This window comes from Hydrogenophaga sp., from assembly GCF_030373225.1.
In the GTDB taxonomy this organism is placed as follows: Bacteria; Pseudomonadota; Gammaproteobacteria; order Burkholderiales; family Burkholderiaceae_C; genus Hydrogenophaga.
Map to the genome: position 1 here is coordinate 186,636 of NZ_JAUCZG010000003.1, position 18,852 is coordinate 205,487.

18 protein-coding genes and 1 tRNA gene are annotated in these 18,852 nt (G+C 64.4%); 9 read left to right on the forward strand and 10 right to left on the reverse strand.

Annotated features, from left to right (window positions below):
* Window positions 1–5 precede the first annotated feature (5 nt).
* The 4 genes from purF to folC all read right to left on the reverse strand — a co-directional run bounded on the left by purF (window position 6) and on the right by folC (window position 4,214).
* The gene (gene purF, locus QUV35_RS03095) at window positions 6–1,511 is read right to left on the reverse strand and encodes an amidophosphoribosyltransferase (protein ID WP_300870760.1); all 1,506 of its coding nucleotides are present in this window, start codon (window positions 1,509–1,511) and stop codon (window positions 6–8) included.
* 32 nt (window positions 1,512–1,543) lie between these two features.
* Window positions 1,544–2,029, reverse strand: coding sequence for a CvpA family protein (locus tag QUV35_RS03100; RefSeq protein WP_300870761.1), 486 nt, complete (start codon window positions 2,027–2,029; stop codon window positions 1,544–1,546).
* Between the two features lie 22 nt (window positions 2,030–2,051).
* Window positions 2,052–2,783, reverse strand: a complete 732-nt coding sequence (locus QUV35_RS03105; RefSeq protein ID WP_300870762.1) for an SPOR domain-containing protein — start codon at window positions 2,781–2,783, stop codon at window positions 2,052–2,054.
* 81 nt (window positions 2,784–2,864) lie between these two features.
* Window positions 2,865–4,214, reverse strand: a complete 1,350-nt coding sequence (gene folC, locus QUV35_RS03110; protein WP_300870763.1) for a bifunctional tetrahydrofolate synthase/dihydrofolate synthase — start codon at window positions 4,212–4,214, stop codon at window positions 2,865–2,867.
* A gap of 58 nt (window positions 4,215–4,272) precedes the next feature.
* Between folC and QUV35_RS03115 the strand changes: the two genes are divergently transcribed.
* The 3 genes from QUV35_RS03115 (at window position 4,273) to argG (ending at window position 6,375) form a co-directional block, all read left to right on the forward strand.
* Window positions 4,273–4,617 (forward strand): ArsC family reductase, encoded by a 345-nt coding sequence (locus QUV35_RS03115; RefSeq protein ID WP_300870765.1) that lies wholly within the window; start codon window positions 4,273–4,275, stop codon window positions 4,615–4,617.
* A 70-nt stretch (window positions 4,618–4,687) separates the two neighbouring features.
* A complete protein-coding gene (locus QUV35_RS03120; RefSeq protein ID WP_300870767.1) occupies window positions 4,688–5,005 on the forward strand; it encodes a pyrimidine/purine nucleoside phosphorylase in 318 nt (105 codons plus the stop codon).
* Window positions 5,006–5,022: 17 nt separating this feature from the next.
* A complete protein-coding gene (gene argG / locus QUV35_RS03125) occupies window positions 5,023–6,375 on the forward strand; it encodes an argininosuccinate synthase (protein WP_300870768.1) in 1,353 nt (450 codons plus the stop codon).
* Window positions 6,376–6,417: 42 nt separating this feature from the next.
* Here the strand turns inward: argG and QUV35_RS03130 are convergent, their stop codons facing one another.
* Entirely contained in the window at window positions 6,418–8,166 is a 1,749-nt protein-coding gene (locus tag QUV35_RS03130; RefSeq protein WP_300870771.1) for an AMP-binding protein, read from the reverse strand.
* 35 nt (window positions 8,167–8,201) lie between these two features.
* Here QUV35_RS03130 and QUV35_RS03135 point away from each other — a divergent pair, with 35 nt between their 5' ends.
* From QUV35_RS03135 to QUV35_RS03160, 6 genes are all read left to right on the forward strand, one after another.
* Complete coding sequence (locus QUV35_RS03135) at window positions 8,202–9,119, forward strand: alpha/beta hydrolase (protein WP_300870773.1); 918 nt, start codon at window positions 8,202–8,204, stop codon at window positions 9,117–9,119.
* A gap of 64 nt (window positions 9,120–9,183) precedes the next feature.
* Window positions 9,184–9,726 carry a hypothetical protein gene (locus tag QUV35_RS03140; RefSeq protein ID WP_300870775.1) on the forward strand — a complete coding sequence of 181 codons (543 nt, stop codon included), beginning with the start codon at window positions 9,184–9,186 and terminating at the stop codon, window positions 9,724–9,726.
* A 71-nt stretch (window positions 9,727–9,797) separates the two neighbouring features.
* Window positions 9,798–10,902, forward strand: a protein-coding gene (gene prfB / locus QUV35_RS03145; protein WP_300870777.1) for a peptide chain release factor 2 whose coding sequence is annotated in 2 segments (ribosomal slippage) — window positions 9,798–9,878 and window positions 9,880–10,902 — 1,104 coding nt in all. Because the reading frame shifts where the segments join, the coding sequence is not laid out codon by codon here.
* Window positions 10,903–10,905: 3 nt separating this feature from the next.
* Window positions 10,906–13,599, forward strand: coding sequence for an aminopeptidase N (gene pepN / locus QUV35_RS03150; RefSeq protein ID WP_300870778.1), 2,694 nt, complete (start codon window positions 10,906–10,908; stop codon window positions 13,597–13,599).
* A gap of 116 nt (window positions 13,600–13,715) precedes the next feature.
* Window positions 13,716–14,723, forward strand: coding sequence for a class 1 fructose-bisphosphatase (locus QUV35_RS03155; protein ID WP_300870779.1), 1,008 nt, complete (start codon window positions 13,716–13,718; stop codon window positions 14,721–14,723).
* Between the two features lie 11 nt (window positions 14,724–14,734).
* Window positions 14,735–14,810, forward strand: a tRNA-Thr gene (locus QUV35_RS03160).
* A 196-nt stretch (window positions 14,811–15,006) separates the two neighbouring features.
* Here the strand turns inward: QUV35_RS03160 and QUV35_RS03165 are convergent.
* The 5 genes from QUV35_RS03165 to QUV35_RS03185 form a co-directional block, all read right to left on the reverse strand.
* Window positions 15,007–15,393: a hypothetical protein gene (locus tag QUV35_RS03165; protein ID WP_300870781.1), complete on the reverse strand. Its 387-nt coding sequence runs from the start codon at window positions 15,391–15,393 to the stop codon at window positions 15,007–15,009.
* Window positions 15,394–15,465: 72 nt separating this feature from the next.
* Complete coding sequence (locus tag QUV35_RS03170) at window positions 15,466–15,696, reverse strand: hypothetical protein (RefSeq protein ID WP_300870783.1); 231 nt, start codon at window positions 15,694–15,696, stop codon at window positions 15,466–15,468.
* Between the two features lie 12 nt (window positions 15,697–15,708).
* Complete coding sequence (locus tag QUV35_RS03175; RefSeq protein WP_300870784.1) at window positions 15,709–16,152, reverse strand: hypothetical protein; 444 nt, start codon at window positions 16,150–16,152, stop codon at window positions 15,709–15,711.
* Between the two features lie 761 nt (window positions 16,153–16,913).
* Complete coding sequence (locus QUV35_RS03180; RefSeq protein WP_300870786.1) at window positions 16,914–17,960, reverse strand: plasmid recombination protein; 1,047 nt, start codon at window positions 17,958–17,960, stop codon at window positions 16,914–16,916.
* A 431-nt stretch (window positions 17,961–18,391) separates the two neighbouring features.
* On the reverse strand, window positions 18,392–18,634 hold the full coding sequence (locus QUV35_RS03185; protein ID WP_300870788.1) for a hypothetical protein: 243 nt from the start codon (window positions 18,632–18,634) through the stop codon (window positions 18,392–18,394).
* Window positions 18,635–18,852 lie beyond the last annotated feature (218 nt).

Here is an 18,852-nt window from a genome sequence, read left to right on the forward strand (position 1 = left end):
GACCTTCAGGCCACCTGTGCGTTGGGCAGGGCCAGGCGCGAGGTGTCTTCTTCGCCCTCCACGCTGGTGTCACGCCCGGCGTTGAGGCGGGCGATGTCTTCCAGCGTGATGTCACCGGTGACGTACACACCGTCGAAACACGAGGCATCGAATCCGGCGAGCTTCGGATTGAGCGAGCCGATGGCCTGCTTCATCGCATCCACATCCTGGTAGATGAGCGCGTCGCAACCGATGCTCTCGCGCACCTCTTCCACCGTGCGGCCGTGTGCCACGAGTTCGTCGGGCGTGGGCATGTCGATGCCGTAGACGTTGGGGTAGCGCACGGGCGGCGCGGCGCTGGCCAGGTACACCTTGCGGGCACCCGCATCGCGCGCCATCTGCACGATCTCGCGACTGGTCGTGCCGCGCACGATGGAGTCGTCCACCAGCAGCACGTTGCGGCCCTTGAATTCGCTGCCGATCACATTGAGCTTCTGGCGCACCGACTTCTTGCGCACACCCTGCCCCGGCATGATGAAGGTGCGACCCACATAACGGTTCTTCACGAAACCCTCGCGGTACGGCAGGCCGAGCAGCTGCGCGAGTTCCATGGCGCTGGGGCGCGACGACTCGGGAATCGGGATGACGACGTCGATCTCGCTCGGCGGCACCGTGGACACCACGCGTTTGGCCAGGGTCACGCCCATGTTCAGACGGGCCTGGTAAACCGAGATGCCGTCAAGCACCGAATCGGGACGGGCCAGGTACACGTATTCGAAGATGCAGGGGTTGTGGCTGGTCTTGTCGGCGCACTGCTGGAACTGCATCTGGCCGTCGAGGTCCACGAACAGGGCCTCACCGGGCAACACATCGCGGTCGAGTTCGAAGCCGTTGCCCTCGAGCGCCACCGACTCGCTGGCGACCATCACGCCGCCCTGGTCGTTGTGGCCCACGCACAGCGGACGGATGCCGAAGGGGTCGCGAAACGCCAGCAGGCCGTGACCGGCGATCAGCGCCACCACGGCATAGGACCCCTTGACGCGCTGGTGCACCCCGCGCACGGCGGCGAACACATCGGCCGGCTTCAGGGTGATGCCGCGGGTGACCTTCTCGAGCTCGTGCGCCAGCACATTGAGCAGCACTTCGGAATCGCTGTCGGTGTTGACGTGGCGGTGGTCGGTCTGAAACAGCTCCTGCGCCAGCGCCTTGGCGTTGGTCAGGTTGCCGTTGTGCACCAGCACCAGGCCGAACGGCGCGTTCACGTAAAAAGGCTGCGCCTCTTCCTCGCTGAACGCGTTTCCTGCCGTGGGATAACGCACCTGCCCCAGGCCGCAAAGGCCGGGGAGCGCGCGCATGTTGCGGGTGCGAAACACATCGCGCACCATGCCCTTGGCCTTGTGCATGAAGAACTTGCGGCCCTGCTGGGTGACGATGCCGGCGGCATCCTGGCCGCGGTGCTGCAGCAGCAGCAAGGCGTCGTAAATCAGCTGGTTGACCGGCGTTTTGCTGACCACGCCCACGATTCCACACATGTTTCTGTCCTCGGAAAAAACTCAAACGCCATTCAGGCGATATATCGGGCCACCGGCTCGGGCAACAAGGGCTTGATCGCATGCAGGGTGGCCACCAGCACGTCGGCCAGCGCCGACGTCTGCCACCAGGCAGCGTCCCTCATCGGCGACATGCTCACCACCACGGCGAATGCCAGCAGCATCACGCCACCGCGCGCCAGACCAAAGGCACTGCCCAGAATCCGGTCCACCGGCCGCAATCCGACCGACGCCACCAGCTTCTTGACCAGCCAGGCCAGCAAGCCGCTGGCAAACGCCACCGCGATGAACACCACCAGAAATCCGGCGGCCAGTTGCAACGGTGGCGACAGACCTTGCAGCGGCAGCAGGGCCGCCACCTCGTCGGCCCAAGCCTGAGCGAGCACGAACGCGGCCACCCAGCCTGCCACCGACAGCACCTCGTACACCAGCCCGCGCCACGCGCCGAGCAAGACCGACAGCAACAGCACCGCCAGCAGCAGCCAATCGGTCAGCACCATGCGGTGGCCTTCTCGTGGAATGTCACAGCGTGAGGATGGCGGCGGGCAGGCCCAGGGCTTTCACCCGGGCAGCGGCCTTCTCGGCGTCGGCACGGCTGTTGAAAGGCCCCAGGCGCACGCGGATGCGGCGTCCTTCGGACGTCTCGGCCACGTGGGTGTAGGTCTTGAGCCCGGCGGCCTCGAGCTTCTGGCGAACCGAGCGCGCACCCGCCTCCTCGGAAAAAGCCCCCACCTGCACCACCAGACGCTCCGGGGTCGCACTGGCGGCCGTGCCGGCAGGCGCCGGCGCCGGCGTGGCGGCGGGTTTGCCTTCCAGCAGCGCACGCGCACGCTCGGCATCCGTGGGTGATGGCGCCACCTTGGCCGGCTCCGCTGCCGGTCGGGGCGGCGTCGCCGCCGCCTCCACCACCTCTTCGCGTGCACTCAGGGTGTCGCGGGTCTCCACGACCGGTGCCGGCGCCTTGCTGGCGGGCGCCGCGGCCGCGACCGGTGCAGCGGGCACCGCCGGTGCAGCAGCCTCTGCAGTCGCCTTGACGGCAGGCGCGGGCGTGCTTTTCGCCGGAATCTCGATCGGGATGTCCACCGAGATCGGGCGTGGCTGCGTGTCGAACAACAAGGGGAATCCGACCACGCCCAGCAGCACCAGAACGCTGGCACCGATCAGGCGGTGTCGCGCGCGGCGGCGCACGGCTTCGATGCTCTGCGGCGGCGGTGTCGATGGATTGCCCTGTGAGCCTGAACGGGATTTGAACATTCGGGTGGGAACCATTGCGCCAAAGGAGGCCTGGCGAGGGGCGCGACACAGGAACGGGTCGGGGACGTCCGGGCGACCGGGTCAGGAGGGCAGGTGTTTGGCCGACAGGCGCGGCACGCCATCCTGCAGAACACCCCCCACGGTGAAGAACGATCCGAAGACCACGATTCTATCAGCGGGGTCTGCGTGGAAGACCGCCGCCTGCAGCGCCTCCATGGGGTTCGCATGGCACCCGGCCACCGTGCTTCGGGCCGTGGCGGGATGGGCTTTCAGCGTCTCGGCCAGCGCCGCGGCCGAGCTGGCGCGGGCCAGCGGCAGATCGGTCAGGTGCCAGCGGTCGATCAGCGGGGCGATGCGCTCGACCATGGCACCGATGTCCTTGTCGGCCATGGCGCCGAAGACGGCGTGGGTGGTCGGGTAGTAGCCCATGGCGTCGAGGTTCTCGGTGAGTGCTGCCACCGAGTGCGGGTTGTGTGCCACGTCGAGCACCAGGGTGGGCGTGCCCGGCACGATCTGGAAGCGCCCGGGCAATTCCACCAGGGCCAGACCGTTGCGCACGGACTGGGCGGTCACGGGCAAGCGGGAGCGCAGCGCCTCGACGGCAGCGAGCACACCCGAGGCGTTCACCAGCTGGTTGGCACCCCGCAGCGCCGGATAGGCCAGCCCGGCGTAGCGCCGCCCGCCGTGCGACGGGTGCATGGCCCAGCCCCACTGCTGCTGGTCGCCCGCGAAATGAAAATCCTTGCCGATGCGCCAGAGATCGGCGCCGATCTCCAGTGCGCGGTCGAGCACGCTTTGTGGCGGCACCGGGTCGCTGACCACCACCGGCCGGCCGGTGCGCATGATGCCGGCCTTCTCGTAGCCGATGGCCTCGCGGTCCTTGCCCAGCAGGGCCATGTGATCCAGCGCAATGCAGGTGATGACCGCGCAGTCGGTGTCGATGATGTTCACCGCGTCCAGCCGCCCCCCCAGTCCCACCTCGAGAATCGCCACATCGAGCCCGCTGCGCGAGAGCGTGCGCAAGATCGCCAGGGTGGTGAACTCGAAGTAACTCAGGCTGATCGCCTCGTCGCCGCCCTGCCCCTTGCGCGCCTCTTCCACCTCGGCAAAGGCCGGCAGCAGCTCGCTGCCGGCCACCGGCTCACCGGCGATGCGGCAGCGTTCTTCGAAATGCACCAGGTGCGGCGAGGTGTACACGCCGGTGCGGTAGCCCGACTCGGTGTAGACCGCCTCCAGCATCGCGCAGGTGCTGCCCTTGCCGTTGGTGCCCGCCACGGTGATCACCGGACAGCTCAGTGCCAGCTCCATGCGCTGCGCCACGCGCTGCACGCGCTCCAGGCCCATGTCGATGGTGACCGGGTGCAGGCGCTCGGCGTGGGCCAGCCACTCGGGCAGGGTGGTGGGATGGGGAGGCAGTTCGATGTTGAGCATGGCTGGATTGTCCCATCGGGCCCGCGACAGGCCCCGCCATCGCCGACAATCCCTTCCCATGATCACTGTTCACGGCATCCCCAACTGCGACACCGTCAAGAAGGCCCGCGCCTGGCTGACCGAACACGGTGCACCGCACCGGTTTCATGACTTCAGGAAGCAGGGCGTGCCGGAAGAAGCGCTTGACCGCTGGCTGGCCGCCGTGGGCTGGGAGACCTTGATCAACCGCAAGGGCACGACCTGGCGCCAGCTGGACGAAACCGTTCGGGCCGGCGTGACCGATGCGGCCAGCGCCCGGACCGTGGCGCTGGCGCATCCGAGCGTGATCAAGCGCCCGGTGGTGCAGTGGGACGACGGCATCACGGTGGGTTTTGACGCCGCTGCCTGGCCAGCACGCCTCTGACCCCGGGCAAGCGCCCCGCCCCCGCGGCCTAAAATCGCGGTTTCGTTGTTCGACTCCACACCCCTGCACCATGAGCACCACCCAATTCAACGGCGTCACCGTCAACACCCAGGCCAGCGTCTATTTCGACGGCAAGTGCGTGAGCCACGGCATCACGCTGGCCGACGGCACAAAGAAGTCGGTCGGTGTGGTGCTGCCCGCCACGCTGACCTTCAACACCGGCGCCCCGGAAATCATGGAATGCGTGGCTGGCGGCTGTGAATACAAACTGGCCGGCACCGACGCCTGGCTCACTTCCGGCCCGGGTGAGCAGTTCAGCGTGCCCGCCGACAGCAGCTTCGAGATCCGCGTGACCGAGCCCTACCACTACATCTGCCACTTCGGCTGATCTTCCCGACGACCGCCATGGCCACCATTCTCCAGAACCTCCCCACGCAACAAAAGGTCGGCATCGCCTTCTCCGGCGGCCTCGACACCAGCGCAGCGCTGCTGTGGATGAAACAAAAAGGCGCCATCCCCTACGCCTACACCGCCCACCTGGGCCAGCCCGATGAGCCGGACTACGACGAGATCCCGCGCAAGGCGATGCAGTACGGCGCCGAAAAGGCGCGCCTGATCGACTGCCGCACCCAGCTGGCGCACGAAGGCATTGCCGCACTGCAGTGCGGCGCCTTTCACATCAGCACCGCGGGCGTGACCTACTTCAACACCACGCCGCTGGGCCGTGCCGTCACCGGCACCATGCTGGTGGCTGCGATGAAGGAAGACGACGTCAACATCTGGGGCGATGGCAGCACCTACAAGGGCAACGACATCGAGCGCTTCTACCGCTACGGCCTGCTGACCAACCCCAGCCTGAAGATCTACAAGCCCTGGCTGGACCAGCTCTTCATCGACGAGCTGGGTGGTCGTGCCGAGATGAGCGCGTTCATGACGGCCAACGGCTTTGGCTACAAGATGAGCGCCGAGAAGGCCTACAGCACCGACAGCAACATGCTCGGGGCCACGCACGAAGCCAAGGACCTCGAACACCTGAGCAGCGGCATCTCGATCGTGAATCCGATCATGGGCGTGGCGTTCTGGAAAGACGAGGTGGTGGTCAAGCGCGAGACGGTGACGGTGCGCTTCGAGGAAGGCCAGCCGGTGGCGCTCAATGGCCAGACCTTTGCGAGCCCGGTCGACCTGATCCTCAAGGCCAATGAAATCGGCGGGCGCCATGGCCTGGGCATGAGCGACCAGATCGAGAACCGCATCATCGAAGCCAAGAGCCGCGGCATCTACGAGGCCCCGGGTCTGGCACTGCTGTTCATCGCCTACGAGCGCCTGGTGACCGGCATCCACAACGAGGACACCATCGAGCAGTACCGCATCAACGGGCTGAGGCTTGGCCGCCTGCTCTACCAGGGCCGCTGGTTCGACCCGCAGGCCATCATGCTGCGCGAAACCGCGCAACGCTGGGTGGCGCGCGCCGTCACGGGCGAAGTCACCATCGAGCTGCGCCGTGGCAACGACTACTCGATCATGAACACCGAGAGCGCGAACCTGACCTATGCACCCGAACGCCTGAGCATGGAGAAGGTTGAAGACGCGCCGTTCACGCCGCTGGACCGCATCGGCCAGCTGACCATGCGCAACCTCGACATCACCGACACCCGGGCCAAGCTCGGCATTTATGCCAAGGCCGGCCTGCTGTCGCTCGGCGATGGCGCCAGCATGTTGAAGCTCGAGGGCGAGCAAGGGGCGAGCAAGGGCGAGTGAGACTGCGGCCGGCAGGCACGCCCGGCGTGCTGGCGGCTGCGCTCAGGAAACCGTTCCCTGGCGCGCGCGTTCTTCCTCCCGCAGGCGCAAGACGCGCCGCTGCACCTTGCCGGTGGTGGTCATGGGCAAGGCGTCAATGAACTCGATGTCTTTCGGGTATTCGTAAGGGGCGAGCTTGCCCTTGACGTGCGCCTGCAGCTCGCGCACCAGGGCTGCACCGGCCTCGTGACCGGGCGCCAGCACCACGTAGGCCTTGACCACCGCACCGCGCTCGGCATCGGGCTTGGGCACCACCGCCGCGTTGGCCACCGCCGGGTGCTTCACCAGGCAGTTCTCGATTTCGCTGGGGCCGATGCGGTAGCCCGCGGCCTTGAACACGTCGTCGGCACGGCCCTGGTACCAGAGGTAACCATCGGCGTCGCGCGTGGCGAGGTCACCCGTGCGGCACCAGCTGTTGGCCATGTCGCCGGTGTACTTGGCACGGGTCGATGCCTCGTTCTTCCAATAGCCCAGGAAGAACACCGGGTCGGGATCACCGTGCACGTCAAGCCGGTGCACCGCCACATCGCCCGGCACACCCACCGCACACTCCACGCCGTTGTCGTCGATCACCGCCACGCGGTGGCCCGGGTAGCCCTTGCCCATGGAGCCGGGCCGCGCCGGGTACAGGCGCGCGCAGTTGCCCACGATGTAATTGATTTCGGTCTGACCAAACATCTCGTTGACCGTGACCCCCAGCTCATCACGGCAATACGCAAACACCGCATCACCCACCGCTTCGCCCGCGCTCATGAGACCCTCGAGCTGGAACGTGTACCGCTGCTTCGGCGCGGGCACCGCTTTCATCATGGCCTTGAGCGCGGTGGGAAACAGGAAGCTGTGCGTGACGCCGTGTCGTTCGATCAGCTCGAACGCGGTCTGCGGGCTGAAGCGCCCGTTGTAGGCCACGATGGGCCGGCCAAAGTACAGCGTGGGCAGCAGCGCGTCCATCAGGCCGCCGGTCCAGGCCCAGTCGGCCGGAGACCAGAACACGGCGTTCGATGGCACGGTCGCGTCGAACGGGTCAAAGCCGAACCAGTTCTGGCTGCAGACGAAACCGGTGAGGTTGCCGATCAGGGCGCGGTGCGGAATCAGCGCACCTTTGGGGTTGCCGGTGGTGCCGCTGGTGTAGATCAAGACCGCTGCCTCTTCGGCCAGCGTGTCGACCGGGCTGAACACGGCCGGCTCCTGTGCCAGCAGCGCTGCCCAGTCGAGGTCGGCGCGCATGCCCTCGGGCGTGCCGTCGCCGTCCACGCCGATCACGCATCGCAGCAGCGGGCAGTCGTCGCGCACACCCAGCAACGCGGGCAGCGAGGGCTGGTCGCAAATGGCGACCACGGCCTCGCTGTCGTGCAGGCGGTATTCGAGCGCCTCGGGGCCGAACAGCTGCGACAGCGGCATGCCCACTGCGCCCATTTGCAGCACCGCCATGTAGGCCACGGCGGTCTCGAAGCGCTGGGGCAACACGATGGCCACACGATCGCCACGCTGCACCCCCAACGCGGCCAGCGCATTCGACAGGCGGTTCGCCTGATCCAGCAGTTCGGCATAGCTGTGGCGCTGGTCCTGCAGGGTGGGCGCACACGCGATCACGGCCGTTTGTTTCGCCCGGTCAGGGTCTTCGGCCCAGCGGCGCATGCACAGGCGGGCCATGTTGAAGTGTTCCGGCACCGACCAGCCAAAGCCGCTGTGCAGCGTGTCGTACAGGTCGGCCGGGGTGTTCTTCTTGTCTCTGGCTTGACTCGCTCGCATGGTTTGTCTCGGTCTCGTTCTCTATGATCCAGCGAATGTACCAAGCACTGAAAGCCTCGCGCAGCGAATTCGTCCCGGTCCGCAACCTCAGCTACCACGTGCGGGTGTGGGGTCAGCGCCGCGACGGGCAGACGCCGCTGGTGCTGGTGCACGGCTGGATGGACGTGGCGGCTTCGTGGCAGTTCGTGGTGGATGCCCTGCAGGGCGAGCGCTGGATCATCGCGCCCGACTGGCGCGGCTTCGGTCACACCCGGATCGAGGGCCCCGCGGTCGACAGTTACTGGTTCCCCGACTACATGGCCGACCTCGATGGCCTGCTCGACCACTACGCCGGCGAGCAGGCGGTGGATCTGGTGGGCCACAGCATGGGCGGCAACATCGCCATGATGTACTCCGGCGTCCGGCCGAAACGCATTGAGCACCTGGTCAACCTCGAGGGCTTCGGCCTGCCCGAAACCCGGCCCGCGCAGGCGCCTGGCCGATACGCGCAGTGGCTCGATGAGATCAAGACCGTGCAGCGCGGCGGCAAGGCCCTCAAGAGCTACCCCGACGCCGACGGCGTGGCGCGCCGCCTCATGAAAACCAACCCGCGCCTGGTGCCCGACAAGGCGCAGTGGCTGGCACGCCAATGGGCCGCGCCGAACACACAGGGCGAGTGGGAGATCCTGGGCGACGCGGCCCACAAGGTGACCAGCGCCCACCTCTACCGCCTGGACGAAGCGCTGGAAATCTACCGGCGCATCAGCGCACCGGTGCTCTCGGTCACGGCCGGCGACGACAGTCTGGGTCAGTGGTGGAAGGGCTCGTTCACGCTGGCGCAATACCTCGAGCGAATCCGCGCCGTGCCCCGCCTGCAAAGTGCTGTGGTGCAGGATGCGGGGCACATGATGCACCACGACCAGCCCGACGAGCTCGCCCGCCTGATCGAGGCCTTCCTGGCCAGCCCGACCTGAGTGCGTTGCCGGGCTTCTGCGGCCGGCAACGTTGGGTTTACCGTGCGCGGGCATACTCCTGCGCATGAAATTCCTTGCCACCGCCCGCTTGGACTCCACCTTCGCCCTGACCGCCTGTGGCTTGCTGCTTGGCGCCCCCGCCATGGCCGGCAGCTGGGACCTGTGCCCCGGTTACGACCAGCCCGCCAGCGCGGCGCCCGACGCGCCCCGCTACGAGGCATTTTTCTCGCCTTACACGCACCACTGGTCTCCCGACAGCGAACACGAACAGGTGTACGCGGTCAGTGTGAGCCGCCTGCTGCCCAACAACCGCTTCTGCGGCTTTGCCCTGTTCAACAACTCGTTCGGACAACCCTCGGCCTATGCGTTCGTGGGCAAGACCTGGCCCGGCCTGTGGAAGGCCTACCCCAAGGTCTACGCCTCGGTGAGCGCGGGCATCATTTACGGCTACGTGGGTCGGTACAAGAACAAGGTGCCGCTGAACGTCGGCGGCTTCTCGCCGGTGCTGGTTCCCGTTCTGGGCTACCGGCTGTCACCCAGGAGCACGCTCGAGATGCAGTTGCTGGGCACCGCTGCGGTCATGTTCGGCACCACCTGGCGCTTTTGAGCGGCCCGGCCGCGGGCGGGGGCATGGCGTGAGAAAATCGCGGTTTTGAACACAGACCGCAGGAACTCCCCATGGAAGCCGAACGCAGCAACGCCATCCGAACACAGCTCGAAGACCTGACCACACGAGTGGTCGAGCTCCGGAGGTATCTTTGACTACGATGCCAAGGCATCGAAGCTGAAAGAAGTCGAATCGGCACTGGAAGACCCCACGGTCTGGAACGATCCCAAGCGCGCCCAGGACCTGGGCCGCGAGAAAAAATCGCTTGAAGATGTGGTGGTCGTGCTCGACCGCCTCACGGGCGAGCTCACCGACAACACCGAGCTGTTCGAGATGTCCAGCGAAGACGGTGACGACGCCGGCCTGGTCACCATCGAAGGCGAAGCCGCGAAACTCGCAGCCGAGGTCGAAAAGCTCGAGTTCCGCCGCATGTTCAACAACCCGGCCGACCCCCTGAACTGTTTCCTGGACATCCAGGCCGGCGCCGGCGGCACCGAGGCCTGCGACTGGGCCAGCATGCTGCTGCGCCAGTACCTGCGTTACGCCGAGCGCAAGGGCTTCAAGACGGTGATCGAAGACGAGACCGAAGGCGACACCGCCGGCATCAAGAGCGCCACCATCAAGATCGAGGGTGACTACGCCTTCGGCCTGTTGCGCACCGAGACCGGCGTGCACCGGCTGGTTCGCAAGAGCCCGTTCGACTCCTCGGGCGGACGACACACGTCGTTCGCGTCGGTGTTCGTCTACCCCGAGATCGACGACTCGATCGAGATCAACATCAACCCGTCCGATGTTCGCACCGACACCTACCGCGCCTCGGGCGCTGGTGGTCAGCACATCAACAAGACCGACTCGGCCGTGCGCCTGACGCACATTCCCACCGGCATCGTGGTGCAGTGCCAGGACGGTCGCAGCCAGCACGGCAACCGCGACGTGGCCTGGAAGCGCCTGCGCTCCAAGCTCTACGACTTCGAGCTGCGCAAGCAGCAGGAAGAACAGCAGAAGCTGGAAGACACCAAGACCGACGTGGGCTGGGGACACCAGATCCGTTCGTACGTGCTGGACAACAGCCGCATCAAGGACCTGCGCACCAACGTCGAGATTTCCGCCACGCAGAAAGTGCTGGACGGGGACCTCGATCCCTTCATTGAAGCGTCCCTCAAACAAGGGGTTTGATCCATGAGTTCATTGCGTGAAGGCCCCACCACCGTGGTTCGCCGCGAAGACTATGCCGCCCCGGCCTACTGGATCGACACGGTCGAGTTGTGCTTCGACCTGGACCCGGCCAAAACGCGTGTGCTCAACAAGATGCGCCTGCGCCGCAACCCGGAGGTGGCGGCTCAGGCCCTGCGGCTGGAGGGTGAAGACCTGAACCTGGCACGCGTGCTGGTCAACGGAGCGGGCTGCTCGTTCAAGATGGACGGCCAGCAACTGGTGCTGGAGAGCCTGCCCGAGGGAACGGAGCCGTTCGAGCTGGAGATCTTCACCACCTGCGCGCCCGAGAAGAACACCCAGCTCATGGGTCTGTACGTGAGCCAGGGCACGTTTTTCACGCAGTGCGAGGCCGAAGGCTTTCGCCGCATCACGTATTTCCTGGACCGCCCCGACGTGATGGCCAGCTACACCGTCACCCTGCGGGCCGACAAAGCCCGCTATCCGGTGTTGCTGTCCAACGGCAATTTGGTCGAGGAAGGCCTGCTGCCCGACGGCCGCCACTTCGCCCGGTGGGTCGATCCGCACAAGAAACCCTGCTACTTGTTTGCGCTGGTGGCCGGCCAGCTGGTGGCGCGCGAGCAACGCATCACCTCGCGCAGCGGTGGCAACCACCTGCTGCAGGTGTACGTGCGCCCGGGCGACATGGACAAGACCGAGCACGCCATGAACTCGCTGATCGCCAGCGTGGCCTGGGACGAGGCGCGCTTCGGCCTGCCGCTCGATCTGGAGCGCTTCATGATCGTTGCCACCGCCGACTTCAACATGGGCGCGATGGAGAACAAGGGCCTCAACATCTTCAACACCAAGTACGTGCTGGCCAACAGCGCCACCGCCACCGACACCGACTTCGCCAACATCGAGTCGGTGGTGGGCCACGAGTACTTTCACAACTGGACCGGCAACCGCGTCACCTGCCGCGACTGGTTCCAGCTCAGCCTCAAGGAAGGCCTCACCGTCTTCCGCGATCAGGAATTCAGCATGGACCTGTGCGCCGAACCTTCGGCACGCGCGGTTAAGCGCATCGAAGACGTGCGCGTGCTGCGAACCGCACAGTTTCCCGAAGATGCCGGCCCCATGGCGCACCCGGTGCGGCCCGACAGCTACTCGGAAATCAACAATTTCTACACCGTCACGGTCTACGAAAAAGGCGCCGAAGTCGTGCGCATGATGCAGACCCTGGTGGGACGCGAGGGCTTTGCCAAGGGCATGAAGCTCTACTTCGAGCGCCACGACGGCCAGGCCGTGACCTGCGACGACTTTGCACAATCGCTGGCCGATGCCAACCCCGACACCGACCTGGCCCGCCTGCTGCCCCAGTTCAAGCGCTGGTACAGCCAGGCCGGCACACCGCGCCTTCGCGCTGAAGGTGTGTTCGATGCCGCTGCCCGCAGCTACACGCTCACCTTCACCCAGAGCTGCGCCCCCACGCCTGGCCAGAGCAGCAAGGAGCCCTTTGTGATCCCGGTCTCGCTCGGCTTGCTGGGTGCCGACGGAAGCCCGTTGCCGCTTCAGCTGGCCCACTGGACCCAGCCCGAAGCCGGCAGCCGCACCTTCGTGCTCACACAAGCCAGCGAAAGCTTCACCTTTATCAACCTCGACAGCGAGCCCGTGCCATCGCTGCTGCGCGGCTTCTCGGCACCGGTGGTGCTCGACTGCGACCACACCGATGCGCAGCTGCTCAAGCTGCTGGCCTTCGACCCCGACCCGTTCAACCGCTGGGAGTCGGCACAGCGCCTGGCCTTGCGCCGCGCGCTCATGGCCATCCGTGGTGACGCGGCGCCTTCTGCACCGCTGGACACCGCCTTCCTCGATGCCATGCGCGATGTCCTGCGTCACCCCACGCTGGACGCCGCCTTCAAGGAGCTCGTGCTGACGCTGCCCAGTGAAACCTACATCTCGGAGCAACTCGACGAGGTGGACCCGCAGCGCGTGCATGCCGTGCGCGAAGCCATGCGCATGCAGCTGGCGCAGACCCTGCAGGCCGACTGGGCCTGGGCCTTCGACGCCCACAAGGACAACGGGGCCTACCTGCCCGATCCGGTGAGCACCGGGCGCCGCGCGCTCGCCGGCATGGCGCTGACCATGCTCTGCCTGCATGCGCGCGAGAGCGCAGATGCGGTGTGGCCGGGCAAAGCCTTCCAGCGCTTCAAGGACGCGGGCAACATGACCGACCGCTTCAACGCGCTCTCAGCCCTGGTGGTGAGCGACCACGCGCTGGCGCGCGATGCGCTGGACCGCTTCCACCGCATGTTCCAGAACGAAGACCTGGTGCTCGACAAATGGTTTGCCCTGCAGGCCGCAGCACCCGATCGCGCCGGCCATGTGCTGCCCGTGGTTCGCCAGCTCATGAAGCACCCCGACTTCCACCTCAAGAACCCGAACCGCGCGCGCAGCGTGATCTTCAGTTACTGCAGCGGCAACCCTGGCGCCTTCCACCGCGCAGATGCGGCCGGCTACCTGTACTGGAGCGAACGTGTGGTCGAGCTCGACGCCTTCAATCCGCAGGTGGCAGCGCGCCTGGCGCGTGCACTCGACCGCTGGAAAAAGCTGGCCGAGCCCTACCGCAGCGCGGCCCGCGAAGCCATCGCGCGGGTGGCCGCCAAATCCGACCTGAGCAACGACGTGCGCGAAGTCGTGACACGCGCCCTGGCGGACTGAGAGAGCTCGTCGTTCAGTACGGGCATCCATTCCGTCGTCATGAGCCACTGTCACGTTCGGGCCCAGTCACCGCTCCGTTCGGGCCGAGCTTGCCGAAGCCCTCACACACCACCACCATGACCAAACGCATCTCACTCACCCGCTACCTCGTCGAACAGCAACGCGTCGACGGCCACATTCCTGCACAACTGCGCCTGCTGCTTGAAGTGGTGGCGCGTGCCTGCAAGAGCATCAGCCAGGCCGTCAACAAGGGCGACCTCGGCGGTGTGCTCGGTGTTGCGACCACCGAGAACGTGCAGGGCGAAATGCAGAAGCAACTTGACATCATCGCCAACGAGGTGCTGATTGAAGCCAATGAATGGGGTGGCCACCTCGCCGCCATGGCGAGTGAAGAGATGGAGGGCATCTACGTGGTGCCCAACCGCTACCCGCAGGGTGAATACCTGCTGCTGTTCGACCCGCTCGATGGCTCGTCCAACATCGATGTGAACGTGAGCATCGGCACCATCTTCAGCGTGCTCAAGATGCCCGAAGACGACCGCGGCGTGGACGAAGGCGACTTTCTGCAGCCGGGCCACCGGCAAGTGGCCGCCGGCTACTGTGTTTACGGCCCGCAGACCACGCTGGTGCTCACCGTGGGCGACGGTGTGGCCATGTTCACGCTCGACCGCGAGCAAGGCTCGTTCGTGCTGACCCGCGAGAACGTGCAGATCCCGCCCGACACGCAGGAGTTCGCCATCAACATGAGCAACATGCGCCACTGGGACGAGCCGGTGAAACGCTATGTGGACGAATGCCTGGCCGGCAAGGAAGGACCGCGCGGCAAGGACTTCAACATGCGCTGGGTCGCCAGCATGGTGGCCGACGTGCACCGCATCCTCACCCGTGGCGGTGTCTTTCTGTACCCCTGGGACAAGCGCGAACCCGACAAGCCCGGCAAGCTGCGCCTGATGTACGAAGCCAACCCCATGGGCTGGCTGATCGAACAGGCCGGCGGCGCCGCCACCAACGGACGCGAGCGCATCCTCGACATCCAGCCCGCCAAACTGCACGAACGCGTGAGCGTGATCCTGGGCTCGAAGAACGAAGTCGAGCGCGCGACGCGCTACCACACCGGGCTATAATCGCTGGCGTTGCCGGTGTAGCTCAGTCGGTAGAGCAGCTCATTCGTAATGAGAAGGTCGGGTGTTCGATTCATCTCTCCGGCACCACGTAGATACTAGAAAGCCCGCTATCAAATTGGTAGTGGGCTTTTTTCTTGCCGCGCGATGTAAGGGCGGATGTAAGACGATTTCGACAATCGCCCCATGACTAGACAAGGAAAACGGGCGATAGGGACCTATGCAGGGGGTTCGTGCAGTGGGCTGCCTCGCCACAGTTACCTAGAGCGTGCAAGACACTAGGGCATCACTCTTTTCTTTTGCATGCACCTTCAAAAAACCCCAGATGTGTGCTCAGGGCAAGCGCACTACTGAGAGTCGAGAAGTTGCCTGTGAACTTGTTTTCGGCCTCATAAATCTGGTACTGGTGTCCAACTTTGTCCAAGTGGGTGTAGCCGAAGACAAACGTGTTGGGGATTTCCACGTAAAGGTAAGCATCTGATTTGCTCCACAAGCCTACCCACCATCTGTATTCCTCCAGCTGTAGGTACACGGTTGATGGCTGGGAGTCTCCCCCGTCACGGGTCTGGCCTATGCATTCGTAGGAAGATTCCACGCTCGAAAAATTAACCAGGAACAAGAACAGAAGTGCCGCCGTTGCCAGCAGCCCCCCCAAGTACTTCAGAACCGTCATGATTCCCCCGATGCAGTCAAACAATACACGGCGCATAGACAACCCACGCGCGGCAGGTCTGTGAGGGTCTGGCTAGTGGCCCGCATTGTTGGGTAGCAGTTGAAGCAGCGCACCGGCGGCAGCAGCCCGCACGGCCTCTGTGTGGCCCAAGTTAGCCAGCGCGCGCAACACCTCGGCAGCCTTCCGCTTCTGTTCGGCATCACCCTGCACCAGCAAGGTGGTCGCCCGGTCTGCCTCGGTTAGTTGTTCAAGTTCGGTCTGCATCGCGTGAATCGTGACACATGCAGGCAGGACAGCGAACATGGCTTGGAATGCTCAGTTAATCGGCGAGCATTTGCCAATCTCGACCGCTGGGGTGTTCTCTCCTTCTGCTCCAAAGAAATCGACCTTCCCGGGAGTGTCGTTGTAGTAGCCCAGTGTGTACGTGCGAAGGAATCTGCCGTTCTCTTTGTTGAACTTGAACTCCCCGATTCCCCTGCAATAAATCCGACCCTGATTTGAGAAATCCTCAGGACAGCCGTACATGGAAAAGGATTGACCCAATTTCTTCACATGCCACTTCGCTGGAGACTCGGCAAGCTCTGCTGGCGTTGCTTGTGACACCAGATACTTCCCATCAGCTTTAAAAATTGCGGTGTCCCATGTCCCTCGAGTCTTGTCGAAGCTCACACCGGCGGCTTTTTCAGTGGCGCATAGGTAGGACGTTGTCGCAGACGCCATGACAGGCACCAACAGGGCAAGAACTAGAACTGCTCTCATCGGGACTCCCTTTGAATAGTTGGTGCTGCCCCTCCGGGCACTTGAATCGCACTTTACAACGAGATTTTTTCGATAAAGCCGAGGTAGCGTTTAAGGGCTCCGAATACTCTCCCGTACGGCAGTGCCTCGTCGGGCATCCCTCGCGCGCGCGCACCTGGGCGCGTAATGCTCCGAAAACCCCGCAAGGCAGGCAGCAGGAAGCACGGCCCTCGCGCGCGCGTACTGGTCACCTTATGTCGTTGATTCTTGAGCGAAAACACCATTTGACTCCCCCCTCCACTTTCCGAGCGAGTGAGTCCGTTCCATCGGCGCACTCTTTCCCTCGCGCGTAGTGGTGTCGGAAAACCCTTTGAACCGGCTTTGAATGGTGTGTCTGCCGCCCAGCCCAGCCCGGAAAATCACCTCTACTTCGCTGCACTTTGGCGGCAGAGTTCCGGAACGCTCTGCATATCGGGGCTTTGTTTAAGCGCCATCCTCCGGGCTTGCATTGCAAAGTTCGGCGGGTAGCTTCCAGCGGTCACGGTTGCCCCATAGGCGCGGCGGTTGCCAGTGCCCTAGCACCAGTGCAGAAAGCCCCGTGATAACCAGCCGGTCTATCAGTGCCTGGGTACTGCTGTCAGGGTAAAGGGCTTGCGCGGCCTCTAGCGCGGCCACAGCAGCCGGGCACGGCATGTAGTCCACGCGCACACGGTCAGTCTTGGGCATGGTCTGATTTCCTCTGATTGTTTTTCGATCGCGGGTGCAGGTGAGTGGCTTTCGATCTAGTCCCATGCACTCAGGTCATGGGCGTACTCGTCACGCTCTCGAATAGTCCCATCGTCACCAACCCGAACAGCAGGCGCAGCAGGTCGCAGTGAGGGTTTGGGCGTGTGGCGTGCAATGGCCCGTTGCTGTGCCGCTTGGGCCACGCTCAGACGGTCGGGAAGCGTTTCGGTCGCTTCGCTTGTCTCGCTGGTGGTGGTGCGTTGATGGAGCCCTACACAGGATAGGGCTTGCATTTCCTCACCTCTGGACTCAAGCCCTATAGGGGAGTCTGCAAGCCCTATAGCTTTCGGGTGCAGTTGCCGGGTCGCTGGAATGGCTGCAGGTCTAATGCTGTTCACGTCGATTTGCAGCGCCAGCATCGCGGCGGTCGGGTCACGCTCAATAGCAGCCACCAGGACGGCCCACAGCGGCCCGATGGCGTGTGGCAAGCCCAGCGCCTCACATTCACGCAGAACGGCAGCCACGGCCCATTGCTTGACGATGCCGCGCACCTTTGCACTGTCGCGTTTCAACCCGGCTGGTCCAGCCACCTTTGCAAAGTAAGAATCGCGCAGGCGCTTCAGTTCAAGGCGGGCTATCGGCGCACCTCCAACGTGTCGCCCCTCCTTTACGGGAAGCAGCAAAACGTGAAGGTGTGCCGCAGCTTCGTCATGGTGAACAACAGCACTGAGGACCGGCAGCATCGTTTCTCTAGCGAGCCAGTCCGAGCATTGCGCGAAGTAGTTGGCAGGGTCGATAGGTGAGCCACTGGGCAGACTGAAAACCGCCTCGATTGCTTGGCAGTGGTCGCGCTTGAGCTTGGATGTGTCCACAAATGCCAGCAGCGAATTTGCCAGTGCTTGAACCTCTAGGGACGATGCAGGTCCAGCAATGATGCAGTTGTGCCGGGTACGCTTTGGATCGATGTGACCCTTCGCGCCTTGCTCTGCCTGAATCTCGCGCAGGTTGTGACGGGCAGCCTCCAGCAACGTGCAGGGCTTACGCCCATTCACCCGCGACATGCCGATGCTCTTAACTGCGAAGTGGGCGATGCTTTCAGCCATTGGCATCCCCTTGGTTCGCAGCACCGCCCCCGTGCTTTCTCCTCGCCTGCCAGTGGTACACCTTGCGGCGGTCTGCCTGCGTAAGGAAATAGACCCCAGGACGGCACACATACCCGTCACGGTCAACAAAGTTGATGCGCTTGCATGGCACCTCCAGCCCGCGGCGGCGAAGCTCCGCAACTAGCTCGGGTGCATTGCTGCAACCCACAGCACTGTCTAGGCCCTCACGGGGCATTGGACGGCAAAGCAGTGATGCGATTGCGCGCAGGTGACGCGGGTTGTCAGTGCCGGTAAACTTCGCGCTGTTCGGGGCGCTCGGGTTCTCTTTGGGGGGCTCGGGCGTTTTCATTTACCCCCCTTTTTGCTGCGCAGCCACTGCGACGGGGCAGCACACCACAGCGCCAGCAGCAGGTGATTCAGGGCGGCCAACATTACGCCACCCCCAGAATTTTTTTCAGCTCAGAAACCGGCCATGCGAGACGGCCATTGATGCGCACAGGGCGCAGCGGGCCATTCTCAAGGCAGGCCCATCCCCTCAGGGTTTGCGGGCGGCGGTTCAGGTAGTGAGCAGCGGATGCAGTTTCCACTGTCGGGCGGGTCACAGATTCCAGCGGGGGAAATTGCTGGGAGGACCGCGATTGATGCGGTGTGCTACAGGGTTGCAGAACTTGCATGGTTACTCCAAAACACCAGCGAATGCCGATGTATTGGTTCCTCATTCTGCGAATGCGCGCCCGACTTTCAACACGCTTGCCGGGATGCTGCGCACTCTCCCCGGCAGACTCGTCAACCTACCGGCAGACTTAGTTTTTTTCAGCCTCTGAACGCCAGCCACGAACCGGCGCGCGTCAAGGTAGTTGTCGCCTGAGTCACGCAGCTTTGAGCTGAGTAT

What these genes read in the sequence shown, in the direction of transcription:
- QUV35_RS03115 (WP_300870765.1), top strand. Translation starts at nt 4,273, where the DNA reads ATGATCACTGTTCACGGCATCCCCAACTGCGACACCGTCAAGAAGGCC.
- argG (WP_300870768.1), top strand. Translation starts at nt 5,023, where the DNA reads ATGGCCACCATTCTCCAGAACCTCCCCACGCAACAAAAGGTCGGCATC.
- QUV35_RS03175 (WP_300870784.1), bottom strand. Translation starts at nt 16,152, where the DNA reads ATGAGAGCAGTTCTAGTTCTTGCCCTGTTGGTGCCTGTCATGGCGTCT.
- QUV35_RS03185 (WP_300870788.1), bottom strand. Translation starts at nt 18,634, where the DNA reads ATGCAAGTTCTGCAACCCTGTAGCACACCGCATCAATCGCGGTCCTCC.
- QUV35_RS03120 (WP_300870767.1), top strand. Translation starts at nt 4,688, where the DNA reads ATGAGCACCACCCAATTCAACGGCGTCACCGTCAACACCCAGGCCAGC.
- purF (WP_300870760.1), bottom strand. Translation starts at nt 1,511, where the DNA reads ATGTGTGGAATCGTGGGCGTGGTCAGCAAAACGCCGGTCAACCAGCTG.
- QUV35_RS03135 (WP_300870773.1), top strand. Translation starts at nt 8,202, where the DNA reads ATGTACCAAGCACTGAAAGCCTCGCGCAGCGAATTCGTCCCGGTCCGC.
- QUV35_RS03140 (WP_300870775.1), top strand. Translation starts at nt 9,184, where the DNA reads ATGAAATTCCTTGCCACCGCCCGCTTGGACTCCACCTTCGCCCTGACC.
- QUV35_RS03180 (WP_300870786.1), bottom strand. Translation starts at nt 17,960, where the DNA reads ATGGCTGAAAGCATCGCCCACTTCGCAGTTAAGAGCATCGGCATGTCG.
- QUV35_RS03105 (WP_300870762.1), bottom strand. Translation starts at nt 2,783, where the DNA reads ATGTTCAAATCCCGTTCAGGCTCACAGGGCAATCCATCGACACCGCCG.
- QUV35_RS03100 (WP_300870761.1), bottom strand. Translation starts at nt 2,029, where the DNA reads ATGGTGCTGACCGATTGGCTGCTGCTGGCGGTGCTGTTGCTGTCGGTC.
- QUV35_RS03165 (WP_300870781.1), bottom strand. Translation starts at nt 15,393, where the DNA reads ATGACGGTTCTGAAGTACTTGGGGGGGCTGCTGGCAACGGCGGCACTT.
- pepN (WP_300870778.1), top strand. Translation starts at nt 10,906, where the DNA reads ATGAGTTCATTGCGTGAAGGCCCCACCACCGTGGTTCGCCGCGAAGAC.
- QUV35_RS03155 (WP_300870779.1), top strand. Translation starts at nt 13,716, where the DNA reads ATGACCAAACGCATCTCACTCACCCGCTACCTCGTCGAACAGCAACGC.
- folC (WP_300870763.1), bottom strand. Translation starts at nt 4,214, where the DNA reads ATGCTCAACATCGAACTGCCTCCCCATCCCACCACCCTGCCCGAGTGG.
- QUV35_RS03130 (WP_300870771.1), bottom strand. Translation starts at nt 8,166, where the DNA reads ATGCGAGCGAGTCAAGCCAGAGACAAGAAGAACACCCCGGCCGACCTG.
- QUV35_RS03170 (WP_300870783.1), bottom strand. Translation starts at nt 15,696, where the DNA reads ATGTTCGCTGTCCTGCCTGCATGTGTCACGATTCACGCGATGCAGACC.